At 72.1% G+C, this 24,681-nt stretch carries 22 protein-coding genes; 13 read left to right on the top strand and 9 right to left on the bottom strand.

All coding sequences use genetic code 11. The annotated features are described in order from the left end of the window. Positions 1-44 precede the first annotated feature (44 nt). The 6 genes from ACZ46W_RS25320 to ACZ46W_RS25295 all read right to left on the bottom strand — a co-directional run bounded on the left by ACZ46W_RS25320 (position 45) and on the right by ACZ46W_RS25295 (position 5,261). A complete protein-coding gene (locus tag ACZ46W_RS25320; protein ID WP_468341640.1) occupies positions 45-638 on the bottom strand; it encodes a pyridoxamine 5'-phosphate oxidase family protein in 594 nt (197 codons plus the stop codon). Positions 639-667: 29 nt separating this feature from the next. Continuing rightward, entirely contained in the window at positions 668-2,440 is a 1,773-nt protein-coding gene (locus ACZ46W_RS25315) for an ABC transporter ATP-binding protein (RefSeq protein WP_468341637.1), read from the bottom strand. Positions 2,441-2,511: 71 nt separating this feature from the next. Next, positions 2,512-2,946 (bottom strand): lasso peptide biosynthesis B2 protein, encoded by a 435-nt coding sequence (locus tag ACZ46W_RS25310; protein WP_468341634.1) that lies wholly within the window; start codon positions 2,944-2,946, stop codon positions 2,512-2,514. Beyond that, complete coding sequence (locus ACZ46W_RS25305) at positions 2,943-3,221, bottom strand: lasso peptide biosynthesis PqqD family chaperone (RefSeq protein ID WP_468341631.1); 279 nt, start codon at positions 3,219-3,221, stop codon at positions 2,943-2,945. The genes ACZ46W_RS25310 and ACZ46W_RS25305 overlap by 4 nt, the downstream gene beginning before the upstream one ends. A 12-nt stretch (positions 3,222-3,233) precedes the next feature. Beyond that, on the bottom strand, positions 3,234-5,075 hold the full coding sequence (locus ACZ46W_RS25300) for a lasso peptide isopeptide bond-forming cyclase (protein WP_468341629.1): 1,842 nt from the start codon (positions 5,073-5,075) through the stop codon (positions 3,234-3,236). A 75-nt stretch (positions 5,076-5,150) separates the two neighbouring features. Then, entirely contained in the window at positions 5,151-5,261 is a 111-nt protein-coding gene (locus ACZ46W_RS25295; protein ID WP_468341626.1) for a keywimysin-related RiPP, read from the bottom strand. 484 nt (positions 5,262-5,745) lie between these two features. Between ACZ46W_RS25295 and ACZ46W_RS25290 the strand changes: the two genes are divergently transcribed. The 4 genes from ACZ46W_RS25290 (at position 5,746) to ACZ46W_RS25275 (ending at position 10,744) form a co-directional block, all read left to right on the top strand. After that, positions 5,746-6,939: an argininosuccinate synthase gene (locus ACZ46W_RS25290; RefSeq protein WP_468341623.1), complete on the top strand. Its 1,194-nt coding sequence runs from the start codon at positions 5,746-5,748 to the stop codon at positions 6,937-6,939. Between the two features lie 87 nt (positions 6,940-7,026). Continuing rightward, positions 7,027-8,454, top strand: coding sequence for an argininosuccinate lyase (gene argH / locus ACZ46W_RS25285; protein WP_468341620.1), 1,428 nt, complete (start codon positions 7,027-7,029; stop codon positions 8,452-8,454). A gap of 197 nt (positions 8,455-8,651) precedes the next feature. Further along, complete coding sequence (locus ACZ46W_RS25280) at positions 8,652-9,203, top strand: TetR/AcrR family transcriptional regulator (protein ID WP_366130663.1); 552 nt, start codon at positions 8,652-8,654, stop codon at positions 9,201-9,203. After that, complete coding sequence (locus ACZ46W_RS25275) at positions 9,200-10,744, top strand: MFS transporter (RefSeq protein ID WP_468341618.1); 1,545 nt, start codon at positions 9,200-9,202, stop codon at positions 10,742-10,744. The genes ACZ46W_RS25280 and ACZ46W_RS25275 overlap by 4 nt, the downstream gene beginning before the upstream one ends. 152 nt (positions 10,745-10,896) lie before the next feature. Here the strand turns inward: ACZ46W_RS25275 and ACZ46W_RS25270 are convergent, their stop codons facing one another. After that, on the bottom strand, positions 10,897-11,526 hold the full coding sequence (locus ACZ46W_RS25270; protein ID WP_468342338.1) for a lysophospholipid acyltransferase family protein: 630 nt from the start codon (positions 11,524-11,526) through the stop codon (positions 10,897-10,899). Positions 11,527-11,791: 265 nt separating this feature from the next. Between ACZ46W_RS25270 and ACZ46W_RS25265 the strand changes: the two genes are divergently transcribed. Beyond that, complete coding sequence (locus tag ACZ46W_RS25265; RefSeq protein WP_468341615.1) at positions 11,792-12,943, top strand: glycerophosphodiester phosphodiesterase; 1,152 nt, start codon at positions 11,792-11,794, stop codon at positions 12,941-12,943. A gap of 869 nt (positions 12,944-13,812) precedes the next feature. Then, positions 13,813-14,295, top strand: a complete 483-nt coding sequence (locus ACZ46W_RS25260; protein WP_468341614.1) for a GNAT family N-acetyltransferase — start codon at positions 13,813-13,815, stop codon at positions 14,293-14,295. On the opposite strand, the gene ACZ46W_RS25255 is transcribed toward ACZ46W_RS25260, so the two are convergent. Both ACZ46W_RS25255 and ACZ46W_RS25250 read right to left on the bottom strand, forming a co-directional pair. Next, on the bottom strand, positions 14,273-14,644 hold the full coding sequence (locus tag ACZ46W_RS25255; RefSeq protein WP_468342335.1) for a hypothetical protein: 372 nt from the start codon (positions 14,642-14,644) through the stop codon (positions 14,273-14,275). The two genes, ACZ46W_RS25260 and ACZ46W_RS25255, sit on opposite strands and share 23 nt — an antisense overlap. Positions 14,645-14,678: 34 nt before the next feature. Continuing rightward, entirely contained in the window at positions 14,679-15,038 is a 360-nt protein-coding gene (locus tag ACZ46W_RS25250; RefSeq protein ID WP_468341611.1) for a hypothetical protein, read from the bottom strand. A 73-nt stretch (positions 15,039-15,111) separates the two neighbouring features. On the opposite strand from ACZ46W_RS25250, the gene ACZ46W_RS25245 reads away from it, so the two are divergent. The 7 genes from ACZ46W_RS25245 to cobT all read left to right on the top strand — a co-directional run bounded on the left by ACZ46W_RS25245 (position 15,112) and on the right by cobT (position 24,638). Further along, entirely contained in the window at positions 15,112-15,780 is a 669-nt protein-coding gene (locus ACZ46W_RS25245) for an HAD family hydrolase (RefSeq protein WP_468342332.1), read from the top strand. A 313-nt stretch (positions 15,781-16,093) separates the two neighbouring features. After that, positions 16,094-17,197 carry a methionine ABC transporter ATP-binding protein gene (locus ACZ46W_RS25240; RefSeq protein WP_468341608.1) on the top strand — a complete coding sequence of 368 codons (1,104 nt, stop codon included), beginning with the start codon at positions 16,094-16,096 and terminating at the stop codon, positions 17,195-17,197. Further along, positions 17,194-17,865, top strand: a complete 672-nt coding sequence (locus tag ACZ46W_RS25235; RefSeq protein ID WP_468341605.1) for a methionine ABC transporter permease — start codon at positions 17,194-17,196, stop codon at positions 17,863-17,865. Before ACZ46W_RS25240 ends, ACZ46W_RS25235 begins: the two co-directional genes overlap by 4 nt. A 69-nt stretch (positions 17,866-17,934) precedes the next feature. Beyond that, positions 17,935-18,795 carry a MetQ/NlpA family ABC transporter substrate-binding protein gene (locus tag ACZ46W_RS25230; RefSeq protein ID WP_468341602.1) on the top strand — a complete coding sequence of 287 codons (861 nt, stop codon included), beginning with the start codon at positions 17,935-17,937 and terminating at the stop codon, positions 18,793-18,795. 185 nt (positions 18,796-18,980) lie between these two features. Beyond that, positions 18,981-19,628: a GNAT family N-acetyltransferase gene (locus ACZ46W_RS25225; RefSeq protein ID WP_468341599.1), complete on the top strand. Its 648-nt coding sequence runs from the start codon at positions 18,981-18,983 to the stop codon at positions 19,626-19,628. A 63-nt stretch (positions 19,629-19,691) separates the two neighbouring features. Next, positions 19,692-20,900, top strand: a complete 1,209-nt coding sequence (gene cbiE / locus ACZ46W_RS25220; RefSeq protein ID WP_468341596.1) for a precorrin-6y C5,15-methyltransferase (decarboxylating) subunit CbiE — start codon at positions 19,692-19,694, stop codon at positions 20,898-20,900. Positions 20,901-21,206: 306 nt separating this feature from the next. Beyond that, entirely contained in the window at positions 21,207-24,638 is a 3,432-nt protein-coding gene (cobT, locus tag ACZ46W_RS25215; RefSeq protein ID WP_468341593.1) for a nicotinate-nucleotide--dimethylbenzimidazole phosphoribosyltransferase, read from the top strand. The last annotated feature ends 43 nt before the right edge of the window (positions 24,639-24,681 follow it).

Here is a 24,681-nt window from a genome sequence, read left to right as displayed (position 1 = left end):
ACGACGCCCGGACGACGGACGACGGACGCCCGGAGACCGGACGTCTAGAGGGCGTCCGTGCGCGGCGGCAGCGGCAGCGGGAGGGCCGGCAGCCCGTCCAGGCTCACCCCGATGTGCTCCTTCTTCGCGCAGTACGCCGCGAACTCCTCGTCCGTCTTGCGGGCGAAGTACTCGGCGTGCTGCGTGCGCTCTTCCCGGTAGTCCATGAACGGCACGGCGAAGCCGCACGAGTCACTGACCCGCTGGGCGTGGACGACGACGATGGCGCGGGCCGACGGGCCGTCGGCGTCCTTGAAGTACGGGATGTACTCCGCCCACCGCGGGTCGTCCCGGAAGACGGTCTCGCCCTTCCCGTGCACCCGCAGCACCTTCGGCGGGCCGCTGAACGCACACCACATCAGGGTGATCCGGCCGTTGCCCTCCTCCCGCAGGTGGGCCACGGTCTCGGCGGTGCTGCCGCCGAAGTCGAGGTAGGCCAGGGTCAGTTCGTCGATGACGGCGAGCGTGCCCTTGCGGCCCTTGGGGGAGAGGTTGACGTGCCCGTCACCCGTCAGTGGCGCGGTGGCGGTGAAGAAGACCGGCTGCTGTTCGATGAAGTCCCGTATCCGGCCGTCGATGCGCTCATATCGTTTTCCCATGGGTGCGATTATCGTCCCCCCGATCATCGTCACCCGCCCGGCACGGGCTGCCGCGCACCGCCGCCGCCCGACAGGGACCGGTAATGGCCGCTGGTGTCCAGCAGTTCATCATGGCTGCCGGTGGCGATGACGCGCCCCTTGTCCAGGACGACGATGAGGTCCGCCGCGCGGATGGTCGACAGCCGGTGGGCGATGACCAGCAGCGCGCACTCGCCGGCGGTCTCCCGGATCGACCGGCGCAGCGCCTCCTCGCTGGCCGCGTCCAGGTGTGCCGTCGGCTCGTCGAGCAGCAGCAGCTCGGGCCGGGCGAGGAGGGAGCGGGCGATCGCGATCCGCTGGCGTTCGCCGCCGGACAGCGACATGCCGTGCTCACCGGCGTCGGTGTCCAGGCCGCGCGGCAACCGGGACACCAACTCGGTGAGGTGGGCCAGCTCGACCACCCGCTCCAGCTCTTCCGGCCCGGCGTCCGGGGCGGCGTAGGTGAGGTTCTCGCGCAGCGTCCCGTACATCACCGGGGTGTGCTGCTCCACCAGCCCGATGCGGGCGCGGTGCTCGGCGCGGCCGACGGCCGAGACGTCCCGGCCGTCGAAGAGGATGCGGCCGCTGTCCGGCTCGTAGAAGCGCTCGATGAGCGCGAAGACGGTCGACTTGCCGACACCGGAGTGACCGACCAGCGCCACATGGGACTTGGCCGGCACCTGGAAGCTCACCCCGCGCAGGACAGGGCGGTGCGGCTCGTAGCCGAACCACACGTCGCGGAACTCCAGCACCGGTGTGCGCGGCGGCGCGGACACCGGCCGGGGGGCGGGCCGGCGAACGGCGTCCCGCTCGGTGGGCATGGCCATCACCTCCGTGACCCGGCGGTAGGCGCCCACGCCCTGCTCCATGGTGCTGAGGGACTGGAACAGCATGCCGATCGGTCCCACCAGGTAGATCATGTACAGCAGGAACGCGGCGAGATCGGCCAGCGAACCCTGCCGGTCGGCGACCCGCAGCCCGCCGATGACCAGTACGACGATGAACGAGCCCTTGACGGCCAGCTCGATCGCCGGAGTCACCACCGCGTCGAGCTTGGCCATCCGTATGCTGCCCGCGTACGCCGACCTGGCCCCGTCCCCGATGCGGCCCGTCTCGCGCTCCTCGGCGCGGCTGGCCCGGACGGTACGGATGGCGGCGAGCGCCCGTTCCAGATCGGCGGTCATGGCGCCGGTCGCCCGCTGGGTGACCAGCGAGGCGGCCTCGATGCCCCGCAGGACCGAGGCCACGACCACCGACGCGACCGCCACCATGACCAGCACGACCAGGAAGAGCAGCCAGTCGAGCCACAGCATCAGCGCCACCACGCCGGCCAGCGCGATGGTGCCGGTCAGCGCGTCCGTGAAGCCCTCGGCGATGAGCAGCCGCAGGGTGGTGCTGTCGGTGCTGGTGCGGGAGATCAGGTCGCCGATGCGGTGCCGGTCGTACACGTTGATGGGCAGCCGCAGCAGATGTCCGACGAGGCGCAGCCGGATGCCCAGCACGATGCCCTCGCCGGTCCGGGCCACCACGTACTGGGCGAACCCCTGCACCAGCACCTGCGCCACGAAGAAGACGACCAGCAGCACGATGACGGGTCCGACCGGGTGCCCCGACGACGTCGACTCGATCACCCGCCGCACCAGCAGGGGCTGGGCCAGGCTCAGCGCGGTGGCGCCCAGCGTCAGCAGTACGGCGAGGCCGACCCACCGCCGGTGTCCGCCCAGCAGCCGCAGCACCTCCCTCGGCCCGACCCCGCGCCGCTCACCCGCCGGCCGGGACGTCACGGGCTCTGGCTCCACGGGCTCGGACTTCGCCGGCCGGGACGTCACGGGCTCTGGCTTCACGGGCTCGGACTTCACGGGCCGGTGCGGTCGGCCGGGACGGTCAGCAGCGGCCGGAAGTAGTCGGGCGGGTACTCCTCGCCCACGGGCACCCCTTCCGCCTCCACCCAGGCGTGCGCGCCGAAGGGAGGCAGCCGCCGGGCGCCCACGCACCAGGTGGGCCACTGGCCGTGCAGGCGGCACAGCAGGGCCGTGGCCAGGGACCGGGGCAGGCACCCCTCCCTGCCCCCGCAGGCCAGGCTGACCGCGACCACGGCGTCCCGGGCCGCCCGGGTCTCCTCCACGGTCGCCGGACGGGCGCCCCGGCGGAGCCGGTCCAGGACCGTGCGGATGCGGCGGGGGCGCTGGGTGGCCAGCAGCCGCGCCAGTCCCACGACGAGCCGCACCAGGACCCGGCGCCGGAACGGCACCGAACGCGGGCGGTGGAAAATGGCTTCCGGCGTGCTCATCGGGCCTTCTTCTCCCGGGCCTCACGGGCAAGGCCGGCCGCGCACAGTTCACCGACCAGTTCCCGCACGTCCCGGCGCGCGCTCGCACCGTCCACCGCGTACTCCGCGGTGAGCGACCGCACGGCGTCGTCGTCGGTGCCGCCGTTCAGCAAGGTCCGCAGAATGACGGCCGCGCTGGGATTGAGCGTCCAATACCGGTCCCGGTCCTCATCGAGGAGCACGATCCCGTATTCCGTTTCGGCGGTGAACACACCGTCACGCAGTTTGAGCGTCATGAACGGTCTCCCTCAACTGGGAATGGTGGCGGTCTCCTGCGCGCGCAGCCACACCTCGCACGCCACCGTCTGGTACAGCGCGTCGAACGGCAGGTCCGGGGGCAGCGGCCGGGAGCACACCTCGCGCAGCGCGTCGACGTCGATGAGGCCCAGCCGGGCCAGCCGGGAGTCCTCGCACAGGGCCAGCAACTCGCCCCGGTGCTCCCGCAGCCCCGCCTCCGCCTCGTGGTCCCCGCCGTCCTTGGTGTGGCGGGTGAGGATCTCGTCGGGAACGATCCCGCGCATCGCCTCGGCGATGAGCGGCTTGTACCGCCAGGGGGTGATCCTGTCCTGCGGCCGCACCGCCAGACCGGCCTCGATCACGCGGTCGTCGTAGTACGGGGCGGCGACGGTGAGCCCGAGGGGCGCGGACATCTGGTCCAACTGCCGCACCATGCGCGACGAGCCGCCCATGGCCTCCAGCTCGACGTGCTGTCCGCGCGTGCGGGCCAGCGGCTCGGCGGTCCTGGCCGCCGCGTGGATCAGGTCCCGTACCGCCCCCACCGCGTCCGGCGTCGCCCACGGGGGCATGCGCGGCGGTGTGCCCCAGCCCAGGGTGGGCGTCTCCAGCGGCGGTGGCGGGTCGGTGAGCCCGTCGCCGACCCGGGCGAGCCATGCCCGGTAGGGGCTGTCATCCCACAGTTGCCGCAGCGCCTCCCGGTAGGGCCACGGGCGCTGGGCGGCGAAGCCGCGCACGCGCTGCCACGCGGTCCTGGGATGCGTACGCATCAGCGTGTGCAGGTGCGCGGGCGAGCCGGCGAGCAGCTCGTCACCACCGAAGCCGGTCAGGTGGAGCCGTGATCCGCGTGCCGTGGCCAGCCGGGGGATGGCGAGCCAGCGGTCGCGCTGGGCGGCGACCGGGCTCGGCTCGTCGAAGCGGTCGTCCGCCTCCCGCAGGCCCTCGTACACCATCGGCATCCGGTCCCCGGGCAGGACGTGGTGCTCCACCTCGCCCCGCACGGTGCCCCGCAGTCCGGCGACCGCGCGTCGGGCCCAGGCCGCGTCGTCGCCCATGGGGTCCAGGCCGTCGGCGGTGTACGCCACGACCCGCGCCCCGTCCCGCGCGGCCAGGGAGCACACCGAGGTCGAGTCCAGCCCGCCCAGGTCGCAGCTCACCACGTCCCGCCCCCGTACGCGGGCCTCGACAGCGGCGGACAGCGCCTCCCGCAGCGCGGGCGCGCCCTCGGCCATCGGTACGACCGGCTCGGGAGCGGTCCACCAGGCGACCGTCCGGGGGCGGCCGTCGTGGTCGAGCGCCAGGTAGTGGGCGGGCCTGAGGACCGTCACGGGACGCCAGACCGGCTCGCCGGTCACCGGGTGCATCCCGAACGTGCTGAGCAGGTGGACCGCGAGGCGCTGCTCGTCGACATCCGCGTCCAGCAGCCCGGCCAGTACGTCGGCCCGGTCGGCGGCCACGGTGATGTCACCGATCCGGGCGTGGAACAGCCGGCGGAGGCCCGTGATGGTGCCCTGGGCGCGTACGCACCCGGCGACCGAGGCCGCCAGGTGCACGCTTCCGGTGAGGGACCCGGCCAACGCGTCGAGGCCGGCGACCGTGTCCGTCCGGCGGGCCGCCGTGGCGAGCCGCTCGGCGGTGATCGCGTGCTCCCCCACGACCGCGATCTTCACCCGGCCCGCCTCGCCCACGGCCAGGGTGCCGGGGGACCAGTGGCCGAGCAGCCAGGGCCGGCCCGACGGGTGGCTGATCCGCTGGATCTCCTGTGCCGCGCGGTCGCGCAGCGCGGCGCCGACGGGGGCGGCCGCGGCGCAGTCCGGAAGGACGACGAACCAGCCTGCCATGGCGGTCCTCTCCATGCGGGGAGCGGAAGAAAGCCCAAAAGACGGGGGCTGCGGGAGTCGAGACCGCAACCCGCCGCCATGGGGAATTGCTCACAAGCTGAACCGGAGGATTATGCGCTTTTCAGGCCCCCTGTCGGTGCCCAGGCCGGTCCTGCGGAAGCTACCTGCTGCGGTAAGCGTCGGACGCTCGTAGACGCGCATGTCGTACACCTCCTTCCGTATCCGGTTGAACTCTGGTCAGTTCAAGGAGTTCGTACGCCGACACTGAATTCATCAATGTCACTGCCCAGCCTAGACGTTGTTACCGTAATTGCAAGACGGTTTCCCGTTCAATTGATTAGCCGATAACTCAACTGCTCGAAAATTGAAGGCGGTTCTTTTCCGCATTCCGATAACGGGTCGTCAAGGTTGAACCGTCATCGATGCGGTCGCCGTGCGGCTCCGAAGGCCGCCCGGGGCGGCGGGGCCTCCAGGGGCCTCCCGGGGGTGCCCGGGGGCGCCCCCGGTGACGCGAGGGCGACGCGGGGCGGTGCGGGAGTGGTGCCCGGGTCGCGCCGGGCCGGTGCCCGGGTCGTGCCGGGGCGGCGGCCCCGGGTCCCGCTGGGCCCCCGACCCTCGCGTTGACAAAACATACGGGGGTCTGCATAGTTATACCTGTCAGTGAATGCACCGTAAGGAGAAACCCGTGACCGAGCGCGTCGTACTCGCCTACTCGGGCGGACTGGACACCTCCGTCGCCATCGGCTGGATCGCCGAGGAGACGGGTGCCGAGGTCATCGCCGTCGCCGTGGACGTCGGCCAGGGCGGCGAGGACCTGGACGTCATCCGCAAGCGCGCGCTCGCCTGCGGTGCGGTCGAGGCGGAGGTCGCCGACGCCAAGGACGAGTTCGCCGACGAGTACTGCCTCCCGGCGATCAAGGCCAACGCCCTGTACATGGACCGTTACCCGCTGGTCTCGGCGCTCTCCCGGCCCGCGATCGTCAAGCACCTGGTCGCCGCCGCCAAGAAGCACAACGCCTCGATCGTCGCCCACGGCTGCACCGGCAAGGGCAACGACCAGGTCCGCTTCGAGGCCGGTATCCAGGCCCTCGGTCCCGACCTGAAGTGCATCGCCCCGGTCCGTGACTACGCGATGACCCGCGACAAGGCCATCGCCTTCGCCGAGAAGGCGGAGCTGCCGATCGCGACCACCAAGAAGTCCCCGTACTCCATCGACCAGAACGTCTTCGGGCGGGCCGTGGAGACCGGCTTCCTGGAGGACATCTGGAACGCGCCGATCGAGGACATCTACGAGTACACCTCGAACCCGGCCACGCCCCGCGAGGCCGACGAGGTCGTCATCACCTTCAAGGAAGGCGTCCCGGTCGCCATCGACGGCAAGCCCGTCACCGTCCTCCAGGCGATCCAGCAGCTCAACGAGCGGGCCGGCGCCCAGGGCATCGGCCGGATCGACATGGTCGAGGACCGGCTGGTCGGCATCAAGTCGCGCGAGGTCTACGAGGCGCCCGGCGCCATCGCGCTGATCACCGCCCACCAGGAGCTGGAGAACGTCACCGTCGAGCGCGAGCTGGCCCGCTACAAGCGGCAGGTCGAGCAGCGCTGGGGCGAGCTCGTCTACGACGGCCTGTGGTTCTCCCCGCTCAAGCGGGCCCTGGACGGCTTCATCAACGAGGCCAACCAGCACGTCTCCGGCGACATCCGGATGACCCTGCACGGCGGCCGCGCCGTCGTCACCGGCCGGAAGTCCGACGAGTCGCTGTACGACTTCAACCTGGCGACGTACGACTCGGGCGACACCTTCGACCAGTCGAAGGCGCAGGGCTTCATCGACATCTTCGCCCTCTCCGCGAAGATCGCCGCGAAGCGTGACCTGGCCTGACGCCGACTCGTTCCACCAGCCGCCTCCCCGTTCCCCATCCGTGGAAGGGGAGGCGGTCGCACATCCCCACCCTCCCGAGGAGCAGCAGTGAGCAGCAACAACGGTGACGTCCGGCTCTGGGGCGGCCGTTTCGCCGACGGTCCCGCCGAGGCGCTGGCCCAACTGTCGGCGTCCGTGCACTTCGACTGGCGCCTCGCGCCGTACGACATCGCGGGCTCCCGTGCCCACGCGCGCGTGCTCCACAAGGCCGGGCTGCTGACCGAGGACGAGCTCACCCGCATGCTGGCCGGCCTCGACCAACTGGAGGCGGACGTCGCGGACGGCTCCTTCACCGGCACCATCGCCGACGAGGACGTCCACACCGCCCTGGAGCGCGGCCTGCTGGAGCGGCTCGGCCCCGACCTGGGCGGCAAGCTGCGGGCCGGCCGGTCCCGCAACGACCAGGTGGCCACGCTGTTCCGGATGTACCTGCGCGACCACGCCCGGATCATCGGCGGGCTCATCGCCGACCTCCAGGACGCCCTCGTGGGCCTGGCCGAGGCGCACCCGGACGTCGCCATGCCGGGCCGTACGCACCTCCAGCACGCCCAGCCGGTGCTCTTCGCCCACCACGTGCTCGCCCATGTGCAGGCGCTGTCCCGGGACGCGGAGCGGCTGCGCCAGTGGGACAAGCGGACGGCGGTCTCGCCGTACGGCTCCGGCGCCCTCGCCGGTTCGTCCCTCGGGCTCGACCCGGAGGCGGTCGCCAAGGACCTGGGCTTCGAGAACGGCAGCGCGGGCAACTCGATCGACGGCACGGCCTCGCGCGACTTCGTCGCCGAGTTCGCCTTCATCACCGCGATGATCGGTGTGAACCTCTCCCGGATCGCCGAGGAGGTCATCATCTGGAACACGAAGGAGTTCTCCTTCGTGACCCTGCACGACGCCTTCTCCACCGGTTCGTCGATCATGCCGCAGAAGAAGAACCCGGACATCGCCGAGCTCGCGCGCGGCAAGTCGGGCCGTCTGATCGGCAACCTCACGGGCCTGCTCGCCACCCTCAAGGCGCTCCCGCTCGCGTACAACCGCGACCTCCAGGAGGACAAGGAGCCGGTCTTCGACTCCTGCGACCAGCTCGAAGTCCTGCTGCCCGCCTTCACCGGCATGATGGCCACGCTCACCGTCAACCGGGAGCGGATGGAGGAGCTCGCCCCGGCCGGCTTCTCCCTTGCGACGGACATCGCGGAGTGGCTGGTCAAGCAGGGTGTGCCGTTCCGGGTGGCGCACGAGGTCGCGGGCGAGTGCGTCAAGGAGTGCGAGGCGCACGGCATCGAGCTGGACCAGCTCACCGACGAGCAGTTCGCCAAGATCTCCGAGCACCTCACCCCCGAGGTGCGGACGGTCCTCAACGTCCCCGGCGCCCTCGCCTCCCGCAACGGGCGGGGCGGCACCGCCCCCTCCGCCGTCGCCACCCAGCTCGCCGAGGTCAAGGCCGACCTGGTGATCCAGCACGCCTGGGCCACCGCCAAGCGGTAGTCCACCGCCAAGCGGTAATCCCTCCGCCAAGCGGTAGTCCACCGCCAAGCGGTAGTCCACCGCCAAGCGGTAGTCCGCCTCACGACACCAGCGCCGCCGTCCGGTTCCATCCGGGCGGCGGCGCTTTTTCGCGTGGGAGGTGAGCCACAGGCATCCCAGGTGAGACATTCATGTCTCATCTGGGTTATGGTTGTCTCATGACAGTCGATCGTGAGCAGGTGCTGCGCACCGCCGCCGCACTCCTCTCCCGCAAGGCGACCGCCACCATGGACGAGGTCGCCCGCGCCGCGGGCATCGGCCGCGCGACCCTCCACCGGCACTTCGCCGGGCGGGACGCGCTGGTCAGGGCGCTGGAGGCGCTGGGCATCCAGGAGTTCGAGGCGGCCATCGAGGCCGCCCGGCTCGACGACGGCACCGCCGAGGACGCGCTGCGCCGGCTCGTCGCCGGGCTGGAGCCGGTCGCCGGGCTGCTCGCGTTCCTCGTCACCGAGAACCAGCTCTTCGAGGGCGACCAGGTCAACGAGGGCTGGGCCCGCCTTGACGCCCGGGTCGCCGCGCTCTTCCGGCGCGGCCAGGAGCAGGGCGAGTTCCGGATCGACCTCACACCCGCCTGGCTCACCGAGGCGCTCTACGGCCTCATCGGCACCTGCGCCTGGGCCGTGCAGGACGGGCGGGTCGCCGCCAAGGACTTCCAGTACATGATCGCCGAGTTGCTGCTCGGCGGAGCACGCAGGAGCGTGGAGAGATGACCCGTACCGATCAGTTGGCCAGGGAATCGGAGGTTCTGCGCCGCCCGGGCCGGTGGCTGGCACTCGCCGTACTGGTCCTGGCCGTCCTGCTGGTGGCGGTCGACGCCACCGTGCTGGGACTGGCGACCCCGTTCCTCAGCGAGGACCTCAAGCCGACCGGCACCCAACTGCTGTGGATAGGCGACGTCTACTCCTTCGTCATCGCCGGGCTGCTCGTCTCCATGGGCAGCCTCGGCGACCGCATCGGCCGCAAGAAGCTGCTGCTGACCGGGGCCACCGCCTTCGGCGCCGTCTCCGTGCTCAACGCGTACGCCACCACGCCCGAGATGATGATCGTCGCCCGTGCGCTGCTCGGCGTCGCCGGCGCGACCCTCATGCCGTCCACGCTCGCGCTCATCCGCAACCTCTTCCACGACCCGCGCGAGCGCAGCCTCGCCATCGGCATCTGGGGCGCCATGGCGTCCGCCGGCGCGGCCGTCGGTCCCGTCGTCGGTGGGTTCCTGCTGGAGCACTACTGGTGGGGCTCGGTCTTCCTGATCAACCTGCCGGTCATGGTGGTCCTCGTCGTCGTCGGCGCGAAGTTCATCCCCGAGTCGAAGAACCCGGCGCCCGGCCCCTGGGACCTGCTCAGCGTCGCCCTGTCGCTCGTCGGCATGATCGGTGTCGTGTACGCGGTCAAGGAAGCCGCCGCGCACGGACTGCGCCTCGACATGGGCATCGCCGCCGTCATCGGCGTGGCCGCGCTGACCTGGTTCGTACGGCGCCAGCTCCGGCTGGACGCGCCGCTGCTCGACATGCGGCTGTTCCACCACCGGGGCTTCTCCGGCGCCGTGCTCGCCGACCTGCTGACCATCCTGGGCCTGTCCGGGCTCGTGTTCTTCCTCTCCCAGTTCCTCCAGTTGGTCCAAGGACGTCACCCCCTGGAGGCCGGTCTCGCGGAACTGCCCGCCGCCATCGGCGCGGTGACGGCCGGTCTCGTCGCGGGCGTCGTCGCCCGGCGCTTCTCGGTACGGTCCGTGGTGTCGGGCGGCCTCGCGGCCGTGGGCCTCGCGCTCGCCGTGCTCACCCTGCTCGACCGGTCCACCGGCTACCCGATGCTCGGCGCGTCCCTGCTGGTCGTCGGCGTCGGAGCGGGCTTCGCGTTCACGGTCACCGCCGACGTGATCCTCTCCAGCGTCCCGCGTGAGCAGGCGGGCGCCGCGTCGGCGGTGTCCGAGACGGCGTACGAACTCGGCGCGGCGCTCGGCATCGCCCTCCTCGGCTCCATCGTGACCGGCGTCTACAGCGACTTCGCCACCCCGCACGGCGTCCCCGCGGCCACCTCGGCGGCGGCGCACGAATCGCTGGGCGGCGCGGTGGAGGCGTCCGCCGGCCTGCCCGACGCGACGGCCGGGGCGCTGGTCACCGCCGCGCAGGACGCCTTCGTCGAGGGGCTCCGCATCGCGGCCGGCGTCGGCGCGGCCGTCCTGCTGGCCACGGCGGTCGCGGCCTGGTTCCTGCTGCGGGGCCAGAAGCTGGAGGAGGGCGTGGAGCACCCGTAAGGGGCGCGGGGCGTCCACCCCGGCACAGCAGCGCGGGGCGTCCACCCCGGCACAGCAGCGCGGGGCGTCCACCCCGGCAAAACAGCGGCGCCCCGGTACGGCACTCACGCCGTACCGGGGCGCCGCCCCGTGCCACGTTCCGCGGCGGCCGCCTACGCCGCCTTCGCCTTCGTGGCGTACATGTCCACGTACTCCTGCCCGGACAGCCGCATCACCTCGGCCATCACCGAGTCCGTCACCGCCCGCAGCACGTACCGGTCCCGGTCCATGCCCTCGTAGCGGGAGAACTCCATCGGCTCACCGAAGCGCACCGTCACCCGGCCCGGCCGCGGCAGGCCCGCGCCGCCCGGCTGGAGCTTGTCCGTGCCGATCATGGCGAACGGCACCACCGGCGCGCCCGTCATCAGCGTGAGGCGCGCGATCCCGGTGCGGCCACGGTAGAGGCGGCCGTCGGGGGAGCGGGTGCCCTCCGGGTAGATGCCGAAGACGTTGCCGTCCTCCAGCACCCGGCGCCCCGTCATCAGCGCGGCCACGCCGCCGTTGGCGCCGTCCCGGTCCACCGGGATCATGCCGACGCCCGTGAAGAACCACGCCATGAGCCGGCCCTTGAGGCCCTTGCCGGTGACGTACTCGTCCTTGCCGATGAAGAAGACCTGACGGTCGCACACGATGGGCAGGACGATGGAGTCGATGAACGTCAGGTGATTTCCCGCGAGGATGACCGGCCCGGTGCCGGGGATGTTCTCGGCGCCCTCCACCCGGGGGCGGAACATCAGGCGCATGACCGGGCCGAGCACTGCCTTGATGAGCGCGAAGCGGGACAACGAGTCCTCCGTCGAATCAGCCGACCACGTACGTGACCAGTATGTGCAGGTGAGGACGATACTCGTGGGTCACTCGCGGACGCACATCGGGTTCACCGAGTTGATACGCAGTGTTGACCCGTGTTTTCCACGAGTTCGTCCGGGGTCTCCCGTACGTAACGCACCGCTGCCTACGATCGGGCCTCGCTCAACAGTCCGAAAATCGTTTACGCAAGGAGCCTTCATGACACAGGGTGCGCACAGGATTCCCGGTCGGCGGACCGTGCTGGGAGCCGCGGCGGTCCTCGGTTCGGCCGCCCTCTCCGTGGGCGCGGGCGGCACCGCGGCGCAGGCGAAGGGCCGCCCGTCGGGGCCGCACCGACTGCCCGTGCCGACGGTCATCGCGCACCGGGGCGCCAGCGGCTACCGGCCCGAGCACACCCTCGGCTCCTACCAGCTCGCCCTCGACATGGGTGCGGACGTCATCGAGCAGGACCTCGTCCCGACCAAGGACGGCCACCTGGTCTGCCGCCACGAGAACGACATCACCGGGACGACGGACGTCGCCGACCACCCCGAGTTCGCCTCCCGCAAGACCACCAAGACCGTCGACGGCACCAAGTTGACCGGATGGTTCACCGAGGACTTCACCCTCGCCGAGCTGAAGACGCTCCGCGCGAAGGAACGTATCCCCGGCACGCGCCAGGAGAACACCGTGTACGACGGGCGCTGGGCCATACCCACCTTCGAGGAGGTGCTGCGCTGGGCCGAGAAGGAGGGCCGCCGCCGGGGCCGCCCCATCTGGTTGTACGTCGAGACCAAGCACCCCACCTACTTCCGCCGCCTGGGCCTCGCCCTGGAGGAGCCGCTGGCGCGACTGCTGCGCCGGTACGGACGCCACGGCGCCGACTCGCCGACGTTCCTCCAGTCGTTCGAGCCGACCAGCATGCAGCGGATGGCCAAGCTCGTCTCCACGCCCCGCGTCGTGCTGCTGTGGACGCCGGACGACCGCCCCTGGGACTTCCGCGAGGCGGGCGACCCGCGCACGGTCGCCGACCTCATCACGCCCGAGGGCCTGAAGTGGATCGCGTCGTACGCCCAGGGCATCGGCCCCCTGCTCGACCTGGTCATCCCCAAGGACAAGGACGGCAAGCTCGGCAAGCCGACCACCCTGGTGCGTGACGCGCACGCCGAGGGCCTGGTTCTCCACCCCTACACGCTGCGCAACGAGAACTCCTTCCTGCCCGCCGACTTCCGCCGGGGCACGGACCCGGCGGCGTACGGGGACGTCTTCGGCGCGTACCAGGCGTACTTCGCCACCGGCATCGACGGCATCTTCACCGACCAGCCGGACACCGGCCTGCTGGCCGCGGCGGACTTCCGCGCCGCCCGCTGACCCCGCCGGGGCGCGAGGCGGACCCCCTCGCGCCCCGGCCGGCCGCGTCAGTCCGGCGTTTCGCGGGCCGCCCGGACGGGCGGTTTCGGGCGGCGGCGGCAACCGGGCAGAGGCCGTGCCGTGTCGTGGCCGGCATGACACCCCCCGAAACCCATCCCGCGCCCCATCCCGAGACGCCCCCCGAACCACGCCGCGAAGCACGCCCCGGAACAGGCCCCGCAGCACGCCCCGAAACAGGCCGCGTAACACCACCCGAGACGGGCCCCGCAGCACCCCCCGGAACAGGCCCCGGAACGGGCTCCGAACAGCCGCCCGCCCTCCCCGAACTGTTCCGCACCCTCACCGCGCTGCTCGCCGCCGAGTCCGAGGCGGAGGCCGCGGCCGCCGGAGTCGAACCCGGCGACCTGCAACAAGCCGTCTGGCTCCGGCTCCTGGAGCGCCTCGACGGCGGCCCCGGCATGCCCCGGCGCCCCGCCGACTGGCTGCGCCGTGCCGTCCGGGCCGAAGCCCGCCGCGCCCGGCGCACCGTCGTGCGCGAACTGCCCTACACCGCCCACGAGCCCGTGTCGGACACGGAGCCGGAGAGCGCCGCCCTCGTCGCCGAACGGCGCCGGGCACTGCGTACCGCCGTCGCCCGAACCCCCGTCCACTGCCGGCGCCTGCTGACTGCGATGTTGTCGCCCACCGACCCCACCTACCGCGAAATCGCAGGGGAGTTGGGTATCTCACAAGGCAGTTTGGGGCCAATGCGTTCCCGTTGCCTGGGATGCCTGCGCAGAATGCTCACGGCAGAGGTTGCCGTTCCTGAACATCGGGGAAAGGAGCGGTAGACCCACAGGGCGGATCAGGTGAGCCGGAGGCATGCATACATGGGCATGAGCGTGACCATCTCAGCGGCGAGCGCGCAGGACGCCGAACAGATCCTCAAGTTGCAGTACCTGTGCTACCAGAGCGAGGCCGAGCTCTACGGCGACTACAGCATCGAGCCCCTCACCCAGTCCCTCGACGACCTGAAGGCCGAACTCGAACGCGGCCACGCCCTCGTCGCGCGGCTCGGCGACGAGGTCATCGCCTCCGTCCGGGGGCAGCTCGACGACACCGGCACGGTCACCATCGCCAAGCTCATCGTCCACCCGCGGCTGCGCCGCCACGGCCTCGGCGGCCGCCTCCTGGACGCCATCGAGGAGCACTTCGCCACCGACCCGTCGCCCGCCGCCAAGCGCTTCCAGCTCTTCACCGGCCACCGCAGCGAGGGCAATCTGCGCCTCTACCGAAAGAAGGGGTACGAAACCGTCGCCACCCACGAAGTGGGCCCGCGCCTGACCATGGTCACGCTGGAGAAGGCCGCCTAGCCTTCCGCAGCCACAGGATCCCGGTCACCGGCAGCAGAACCGGGATGAACACGTACCCGTATCCGTAGTCGGACCAGACCGTGGCGTCCGGGAACGCGCCGGGATCGGCCAGCGTCCACGTCCCCACGGTCATGACGCCCACCAGCTCGGCGGCGCAGCACACCAGCGCCGCCTTGCGGGCCGTCTCCCCGCCCCGCACCAGGGTGTAGGTGATGAACACGTACACCACGGCCGCCAGCGCCGACAGCGTGTACGCCAGGGGCGCCCGGCCGAACTCGGTGGCGATCTGCAACGCCGACCGCGACACCGCGCCGACCGACATCACCCCGTACAGCCACACCAGCAGCATGCCGGGGCCCTTGGCCAGGCCGCGCCCCGCCACCTCAGGCCGTCCAGATGTCGTAGAGGCGCACTTCCAGCACCGCCAGCACCACCGCGCCCGCCGCGACCGTCGCCGAGCCCCAGCGGCTGCGCTCCGCCAGCGACAGGAAGCCCGCCGCCGGCACCGCGCACAGGGCGCCGACCAGGTACGCCAGGAAGATCGCCGTGCCCTCGTCGGCCTTCTCGCCCCGCGCGAGCTGCACGATCCCGACCACGAGCTGGAGCAGCGCCAGCACGGACACCACGGCCATGCCGATGAAGTGCCAGTCCTTCGTCGGCTGGTCCCGGTACGCGGCGAAGCCGCACCAGGCGGCGAGGGCGAGCGCGGCCACGGAGACCGTGACCGTCAGGGCGTCAAGCATGCGCCCGAGACTATTACGGGCCAAAAGACCCGGTGCGACCGCCCCCGGCGGCGGAAACGTAGGCTCCATGACCATGAAGATCCACGCCGAAGCCCTCCTGTTCGACAACGACGGAACCCTCGTCTCCTCCCTGGAGTCGGTCCAGCGCTGCTGGAGCAGGTGGGCCGAGGAGTACGGCATCGCGGCGGACGACTTCGCCCGGGTCGAGCTGCACGGCCGCCCCGCCGTGGAGATCATCACCGAACTGCTGCCCGCCGATCGGGCCGGCGAGATACCCGGGGCCCTGGCCCGTATCGAACGGCTGGAGGTCGAGGACGTACCCGGCGGTGTGGAGCTGCTGCCCGGCACCAGGGCGCTCCTCGACGCCCTCCCGCACGGCCGCTGGGCCGTCGTCACCTCCGCCACCCGCCCGCTCGCCGAGGCCCGGCTGCGCGAGGCCGGCATCGACGCCCCGGTCGTGATCGCCGCCGACGACATCACACGCGGCAAGCCCGACCCCGAGCCCTACCTGCTCGCCGCCGCGCGACTGGGCGTCGAGCCGGCACGCTGCGTGGTCTTCGAGGACGCCCCCGCCGGGCTGACGGCCGGCCGCGCCGCCGGTATGACGACCGTGGCCTTGGCCACAACGCACGACCGCTCCGAGCTGGTCGCCGACGCCGTGGTCACCGACCTCTCCGAGGTGTCCGCGCAGGCCACGGCGGGTGGAGTGGAGATCACCGCGGGGGCCCTGGCGTCCGCATGACGTACACCGGCCGTCCGCTATTCGGACAGCCGCCCGGGCCCCGACAAGGCGTCTGGTTTACTGGCCCGCATGACCACGACGAGCTACCGCACCCTTGCGACCGAGGCGATGACGACGCCCGGTGCTCGTTGTATGTGTCGAATGTGCGCCTTCTGAGGGCCCCTGCCTGAGCCTCGCGCCCCGAAGCGAGACCCGACAGCCATGCCGTGTCCGTACGCGACCGAAGTCGACGGACCGCGCCTGCCCCGCGCACGTGCCATCCCCGGCCACCCGCCGAACCAGCCGTGCCGCGCGTCGGAATGACGAATGCCCCGTGCCCGGCGGACACCGCGCCGTGCACTCGACAGTGACGGAAACCCCTGTGATCACCACTACGGGCCTGACCAAGGTCTACGAGTCGCGAGGCCGCCAGGTCACCGCTCTGGACGGCGTCGACCTGCATGTCCGCGAAGGCGAGGTCTTCGGCGTCATCGGACAGAGCGGCGCCGGCAAGTCCTCGCTCATCCGCTGCGTCAACCTCCTGGAGCGCCCCACCTCCGGCACCGTGACGGTCGACGGCGTCGACCTCACCGCGCTCGCCGGACGCGGCCGCCGCGCCGGGAAGGACCTGCGCCGGGCGCGCAGCCGCATCGGCATGGTCTTCCAGCACTTCAACCTGCTGTCCTCACGCACCGTCAAGGACAACGTCGAACTGCCCCTGGAGATCCTCGGCGTTCCCGGCGCCGACCGCTCCCGCCGCGCCCTCGAACTGCTCGACCTCGTCGGCCTCGCCGACAAGGCCAAGGCGTACCCGGGCCAGCTCTCCGGCGGTCAGAAGCAGCGCGTCGGCATCGCCCGGGCGCTCGCCGGCAACCCCAAGGTGCTGCTCTCCGACGAGGCCACCAGCGCCCTGGACCCCGAGACCACCCGCTCCATCCTCCAACTGCTGCGCGACCTCAACCGGCAGCTCGGCCTGACCGTCCTGCTCATCACCCACGAGATGGACGTCGTCAAGCAGATCTGCGACTCCGCCGCCCTGATGAAGAAGGGCCGCGTCGTCGAGTCCGGCACCGTCGCCGAGCTCCTCGCCACCCCCGGCTCCGAGCTGGCCCACGAACTCTTCCCGGTGACCGGCGAGGCCACCGGCCCCGACCGCACGGTCCTCGACGTCACGTTCCACGGCGAGTCCGCCACCCAGCCGGTGATCTCCCAGCTCTCCCGTACGTACAACGTCGACATCTCGATCCTCGGCGCCGCCATGGACACCGTCGGCGGCAGGCAGATCGGCCGCATGCGCATCGAACTGCCCGGCCGTTACGAGGAGAACGTCGTCCCCGTCGGGTTCCTGCGCGAGCAGGGCCTCCAGGTCGACGTCATCGACGCCACCGAAGCCGGCAACGGCACCGAAGAGCTGCTGGTCAAGGAGATCGCGAAGTGACCTGGGAAGAGATGCGGCCCCTGCTGGAGCAGGGCACCATCGACACGCTCTACATGGTGCTGTGGTCCACCGTCGTCACCGTCATCGGCGGCCTGCCGCTGGGCGTCCTCCTCGTCCTCACCGACAAGGGCGGACTGCTCCAGAACCGGCCGGTGAACAAGGTCATCGGCGTCATCGTGAACATCGGCCGCTCGCTGCCGTTCATCATCCTGCTGGTCGCCCTGATCCCGGTCACCACCCTCGTGGTCGGCACCTTCATCGGCCCCACCGCGATGATCGTGCCGCTGTCCATCGGCGCCATCCCGTTCTTCGCGCGCCTGGTCGAGACCGCGATCCGCGAGGTCGACCACGGGCTCGTCGAAGCCGTCCAGTCCATGGGCGGCGGGATCCCGACGATCGTGTGGAAGGTGCTGCTCCCGCAGGCCCTGCCGTCCCTGATCGCCGCCCTCACCACCACCGTCATCACACTGATCAGCTACTCGGCACTGGCCGGCGCCGTCGGCGGCGAGGGGCTCGGCTCCAAGGTCATCACCTACGGCTACCAGCGCTTCGAGACCGGCTTCATGCTCGTCACCGTCGTGCTGCTGATCGTCATCGTCACGGTCATCCAGCTCATCGGCGACCTGGCCGTACGCCTGCTCGCCCGCCGGGGCCGCACCGTGTCCTGACTTCCCCCGAAGAACAGCCCGCACTCCTTGTCCGGGCGTTGTCCGCACCACCAGAAAGAGGCACTTTTCGTGCGTAAGAACATCAAGCTCACCGGCGCCTTCGCCACCATCACCGCGCTCGCCCTCGGCCTCACCGCCTGCGGCACGGCCTCCGACCCCTCCTCGAAGTCCGGAGGCGGCAAGGCCGACGAGTCCAAGCCGCTCGTCGTCGCCGCGTCCCCGACGCCGCACGCCGACATCCTCACCTACGTCAAGGACAACCTCGCCGAGAAGGCCGGCCTCAAGCTGGAGGTCAAGGAGTTCACGGACTACGTCCTGCCCAACACCGCCACCCAGCAGGGCCAGGTCGACGCCAACTACTTCCAGCACAAGCCGTACCTGGACGACTTCAACAAGAAGAACAAGACCACCATCGTCCCGGTCGTCAACGTCCACCTGGAGCCCCTCGGCCTCTACTCCAAGAAGCTGAAGTCCCTCAAGGACCTCAAGCCCGGCCAGACCGTCGCCGTCCCCAACGACACCACCAACGGCGGCCGCGCGCTCCGACTGCTCGCCGACAACGGGATCATCACCCTCAAGGACGGCGTCGGCGCCAACGGCAAGCTGTCCGACATCAAGGACAAGAAGGGCCTGGAGTTCAAGGAGCTGGAGGCCGCCACCGTGCCCCGCGCCCTGAACGACGTCGACGCCGCCGTCATCAACGGCAACTACGCCATCGAGGCCAAGCTCAGCCCCGCCAAGGACGCCCTGGCCCTGGAGAAGGCCGAGGGCAACCCGTACGCCAACTTCCTCGCCGTGAAGGAGGGCAACGAGAAGGACGCGCGCGTGCGGAAGCTCGCCGAGCTCCTCAACTCGCCCGAGGTGAAGAAGTACATCGAGGACACCTACAAGGACGGCTCCATCGTCCCCGCCTTCGGCGCGGCGAAGTAACCAGGCGCGGTAACCGCGGCGAAGCAGCCCGCCCGGAACCCCGTCCCCAAGGGCCAGGCCCCGCGCACCCCGTCCGGTGCGCGGGGCCTGCCGCGTATCGACGCATCCGTACCGACCCGGCCATGCACACCGGCGACTGCATGCTGCATGCTGTGCGTTCACGGCCTTTACGGACGGTCCCCGGCATGGAGCTGCGCATGACTACCACCTTTCCGGACATCTCCATCAGCACGGAACGGTTGGTGCTGCGCCCCTACGAGGAGTCGGACATCCCCGCGCACACCGAGATGATGAACGACGAGATGGTCGTCGCCTGGACCTCCGTACCGCACCCGTACACCACCGCCGACGCCGAGGAGTGGGTGCGCAGGATCGCTCCTTCGGAGCGCACCGAGGGGCGCGGCGTCGTCCTCGCCGTCACCGAGTTCCTCACCCAGCGACTCGTCGGCACCATCCACCTCCGCAACACCAACTGGCGCACCCGTGCCACCGAAGTCGCCTACGTCACCGCCCCCTGGGCCCGCGGCGAGGGGTACGCCACCGAATCCGTCCTCGCCGTCGCCCAATGGCTCTTCCGCGACCAGCGCTTCGAACGCCTCGAACTGCGCACCGCCGCCGACAACACCGCCTCCCAGCAGGTCGCCCAGAAGATCGGCTGCATCAGCGAAGGCGTGCTGCGCAACGCCTGGATAGCGCGCACCCAGACGGAGGACGGCGGCTGGACCGACATCAGGACCGACCTGATCGTGTGGAGCCTGCTCCCCGAGGACCTCGAAGGCGCCACCGACCAGTTCACCGACGCCGGATACTCCTCGTTCACCGACTGGAACTGACACCCGGTACGCTCACCAGCACTCCACCCCGACCCGCACCAACACTCCAGGAGACAGACGAAGATGGCCGACCGGGTCATGGTGATCGGCTGGGACGGCTCGCCCCTCACCGCGGCCGCCAGGTCCGCCCTCTCGGCCGCCACCCTGGTGGCCGGAGCCGGCCACCACCTGGCGCTCCCGGAAATCCCGCCCGCCGCCGAACGCATCCGCCTCGGCAGCGTCGACCTCGCCGCCCGCCGCATCGCCGCCCACCGCGGCACCGCCGTCGTCCTCGCCGACGGCGACCCCGGCTTCTTCGGCGTCGTCCGCACCCTGCGCGCACCCCAGCACGGCCTGGAGGTCGAAGTGGTGCCCGCCGTCTCCTCCGTCGCCGCCGCCTTCGCCCGCGCCGGCATGCCCTGGGACGACGCCCACATCGTCGTCGCCCACAGCCGTACGCTGCGCCGCGCCGTCAACGTCTGCCGGGCCCACCCCAAGGTCGCCGTCCTCACCTCCCCGGGCGCCGGACCCGCCGAACTCGCCCTCCTCCTCGACGGCGTCCACCGCACCTTCGTCATCTGCGAGGAACTCGGCACCGAGCGCGAGCAGGTCACCGTCCTCACCTCCGACAAGGCCGCCGACCACACCTGGCGCGACCCCAACGTCGTCATCGTCATCGGCGGGTCCGCGACGGCGGCGCAGGGCGGGGGCTGGCTGATGGGCCGCGACCCCGGAGCGGTACGCGGCTGGGGGCTGCCCGCGCACACGTACGGCGGCGACCTCCGCACCGGGGAGTCGGCCGAGCTCCGTGCCGCCCAGCTCGCCCGGCTCGGCCCGCGCACCGGCGACCTCGTCTGGGACATCGGCTGCGGCGCCGGGGCGCTGGCCGTGGAGGCCGCACGGTTCGGCGCGGCCGTGATCGCCGTCGACGAGGACCCGGCCGCGTGCGCCCGCACCGAGGCCGCCGCGCGCCACTTCGGCGTGCAGGTGCAGACCGTGGCGGGCCGCGCGCCGCACCTGCTGGAGCGGCTGCCCGAGCCCGACGTCGTACGTGTCGGGGGCGGGGGAGTGGCCGTCGTCGCCGCCTGCGCCGACCGCCGCCCGGAGCGGATCGTCGCGCACGCCACCACCCGGGACGAGGCGGAGGCCATCGGCGCGGCGCTCACGGACGGCGGGTACGCGGTCGAGTGCGCGCTCCTCCAGTCCGTCGAACTCGACCCCGGCGCCTGGACCGAACGCGACCGATCGGTCGTCTTCCTGCTGTCCGGCCACAGGCCGGCGCCCTCCCCGTGACCATGTCACTACGGGACGGAAGGTAGGCTGGCCGATCGTTGTACCGCAGCCGGGCGTTCGGCGGTTTCTTCGCCAATGTCCGGAAAAAGGGACCCCTTTGAGGGGTGAGATGTGGTACAGCGCTACCGGGGGGTTGCGCAACGTGGCGCAGTCCACAGCCGACGGTGGCGGATCACGCTGCCACGGCGGCCGAAGGCCGCGACAATACGTGATGTCCGCGTGCCGTTCGTGCCGCGCGGCGCGCACGCTCGTTCTTGTTGGCGGGCGACGGTCTGAAGGAGCACAACCGATGGGCGAGGGGTACGCATGACTGACACCGGCCAGGTCCCGGGCGAGGGGCAGCCGGAGAGCGCGGGCATGGTGGAGCAGCCGGGCATCCCCGCTCCGGGTGCGTACACCTTCCTCGACCCCTCCGAGAACGCTGCCGACGATGACGACCTGCTGCTGATGCCGGGGTCGCAGGGAGCCTGGAGCGAGCCGCACGCCGGCGTCGCCCCGGCCGCGGCGCCGATGGCGATGCCCCCGGCGGCCGCCGCGCAGGTGGACCCGGTCGGCGCGGCGATCGTCGCCGAGCAGCAGGCGCAGCAGGCGCAGCAGGCCGCCCAGCAGGCACAGCAGCAGGCGCAGCAGCAGGCCCAGCCCGTGTACGAGCCGGTCGTGCAGCCCCAGCCGGTCATGCACGAGCAGGCCGTGCAGGCCATGCCCGAGCAGGCCGTGCAGGAGCAGGCCGTCCCCGAGCAGGCGGCTCCCGTGTACGAGCAGCCCGCCGTCCACGAAGTGGCCGCGCACGAGGCCGGCGTCCACGAGGCCGGAGCGCACGAGGCCGGTGGCCGTGACTCCGGATCGGTCGACCTGACCGGCGTACGGATGCCGGAACCGGCCACCGCGCCGGTGCCCGAGCAGCCCGTGCACGCCCAGGCCCCGGCACCCGTCCCGGCCCCGGCGCGGCGCCCGCTCCACATGGGCCCCCCGGTGCCCGACGCCTCGGCCGGGGTCGTCCGCTCGCTCGCCGACCGCGGCCCCGCCAACCCCGGTCCGGCGACCTCGGGTCCGGTGACGCCGGGTCCGGCGACCTCCGGCGGCCTGGAGTACCTGGACGTGCCGCGTGAGGAGCCGGCGTCCGCGCTGCCCGGCCCCCAGCTCGGCGAGCTCCCGCCGCAGAGCCCGGAGCCGTGGTCACAGCAGCCACAGCCGCCCCAGATGCCGCAGCCTGTCGCAGCAGAAACGGTCGTTCCCGAACCGGCGCCCGAGCCCGCCGCGCAGTTCGTCCCGGTCGAGGGCTCCGTCCCGACCACCCCGCACCTCGCCCCCACGCCGCCCGCCCCGGAGCCGGCTCCCGAACCCGTCGCCGAACCGGCCCCGGAACCCGTTGCCGAACCGGCCCCGGAACCGGTCGCCGTCGCCCCGCAGCCCGCCCCGGAGGCCGCCGTGACCGTCCCGGCCCCCCGCGACGGCGGTTCCCCGGCCCCGGTGGAGCAGGCCCCGGCGCCCGCCGCCCAGCCCGTCGAGGCCCAGGCCGAGCCGGTGGCCCCCGAGCCGGTCGCCGAGCAGCCGGCGCCCGCGGAGCCCGTGGCCGCCGAGCCGGTTCCCGCCGAGCCCGTGGCCGCCGAGGGCACCGCCCCGGAGCAGCCGGTGGCCGAGCAGCCGGTTCCCGCCGAACCCGTCGTCGCCGAAGCCCTCGTCGCCGAAGCCGTCGTCGCCGAGCAGCCCGCGCCCGTCGAGCAGCCCGCGCCCGCCGAGCCCGTCGCCGTGCCCGAGCAGGCCGGGCCCGAGCAGCCCGCACCCGCGCCCGAGGAGCCGGTCCAGGCGGCGCCCGTACCCGCGCCCACGGCGCCCGAAGAGCCGGTTGCCGCGGAACCTGTGGCCGTGCGGCCGGTGGCCGCCGAGCCCCAGGCTGAGCCCGAGCCCGTCGCGGAGGAGCAGCAGCCGGAGATCCTGGAGGCGGACGCCACCGAGCAGCCCGCCGCCACGGACGACGCCACCGAGGAGGCCGCCCCGCAGCCCGGCGCCCCGGCCCCCGGCTACGACGACGTCGAGCGCGAGGCCGTGCTCCGCGTCATGCGCGAGCGCCGTGACATCCGTAACGGCTTCCGCAGCGACCCGATCCCGCACGAGGTCCTCCTCCGCGTCCTGGAGGCCGCCCACACCGCGCCCTCCGTCGGCCACTCGCAGCCCTGGGACTTCGTCGTCATCCGTTCCGCCGAGACCCGGCGCACGATGCACGAACTCGCCCAGCGCCAGCGCGAGGCGTACGCCAAGTCGCTGCCCAAGGGCCGGGCCAAGCAGTTCAAGGAACTGAAGATCGAGGCGATCCTCGACACCCCGGTCAACATCGTCGTCACCGCCGACCCCACGCGCGGCGGCCGGCACACCCTGGGCCGCCACACCCAGCCGCAGATGGCGCCGTACTCCTCCGCGCTCGCCGTCGAGAACCTGTGGCTCGCCGCCCGTGCCGAGGGCCTCGGTGTCGGCTGGGTCAGCTTCTTCGACGAGCGCGAGATGGTCCGCGCCCTCGGCCTGCCCGAGCACCTCGAAGTCGTCGCGTACCTGTGCGTGGGCTACGTCGACGAGTTCCCGGAGGAGCCCGAGCTGATGCAGGCGGGCTGGTCCAAGCGCCGCCCGCTGTCGTGGGTCGTCCACGAGGAGACCTACGGCCGCCGTGCCCTGCCCGGCGAGGAGCCGCACGACCTGCTCCAGGAGACCGTCGCCAACATCCGCCCGCTCGACGCGAAGGCGCTCGGCGAGGCGTGGGAGCGGCAGAAGCGGATGACGAAGCCGGCCGGCGCGCTCGGCATGCTGGAGATCATCTCCGCCCAGCTCTCCGGGCTTTCCCGGATGTGCCCCCCGCCCATCCCGGAACCTGCCGCCGTGGCGATCTTCGCGGGCGACCACGGGGTGCACGCCCAGGGCGTCACCGCCTGGCCCCAGGAGGTGACGGCCCAGATGGTCGCCAACTTCCTGGGCGGCGGCGCGGTCTGCAACGCGTTCGCCAACCAGGTCGGCGCCGAGGTCTGCGTCATCGACGTCGGCGTCGCCGGCGACCTGCCCGCCACGCCCGGCCTCCTGCCGCGCAAGGTGCGCCCCGGCACCGCGGACTTCACCACCGGCCCGGCGCTCGGCCACGAGGAGGTCCTCGCCGCGATCGAGGTGGGCATCGAGACCGCCCGCGACCTGGTCGCCGCGGGCAACAAGGCGCTGCTCACCGGCGAGATGGGCATCGCGAACACCACCGCGTCCGCCGCGCTGATCTCCGTCTACACGGACGTCGACCCGGCGGAGGTCACCGGCCGGGGCACGGGCATCAACGACGAGATGCACGCCCGCAAGGTGGACGTCGTCCGGCGCGGGCTGGAGCTCCACCAGCCGGACCCGGCCGACCCCATCGGCGTCCTCGCCGCCGTCGGCGGCCTGGAGCACGCGGCGCTCGTCGGCTTCATCCTGGGCGGCGCGTCGCTGCGTACGCCGGTCGTCCTCGACGGCGTCAGCGCGGGCGCCGCTGCCCTCGTGGCCCGCGCCATCGCGCCCGAGTCCCTGGCGGCCTGCATCGCCGGCCACCGCAGCGCCGAACCCGGCCACGTCGCCGCCCTCAACAAGCTGGGTCTCCGCCCTCTGGTCGACCTCGACCTCCGCCTCGGCGAAGGCACCGGCGCCCTGCTCGCGCTCCCGGTCATCCAGAGCGCCGCCCGGGCCATGCACGAGGTGGCGACGTTCGACTCGGCGGGCGTCACGGAGAAGTAGCCCCCGGCGGTGGTGCCCGCGCCGAGCGGCGCGGGCCCGCCGT

It is taken from the genome of Streptomyces sp. NPDC031064 (assembly GCF_055570965.1).
The sequence above is the reverse complement of the archived record's forward strand: the minus strand, read 5'-3'. Positions and strand labels throughout refer to the sequence as shown.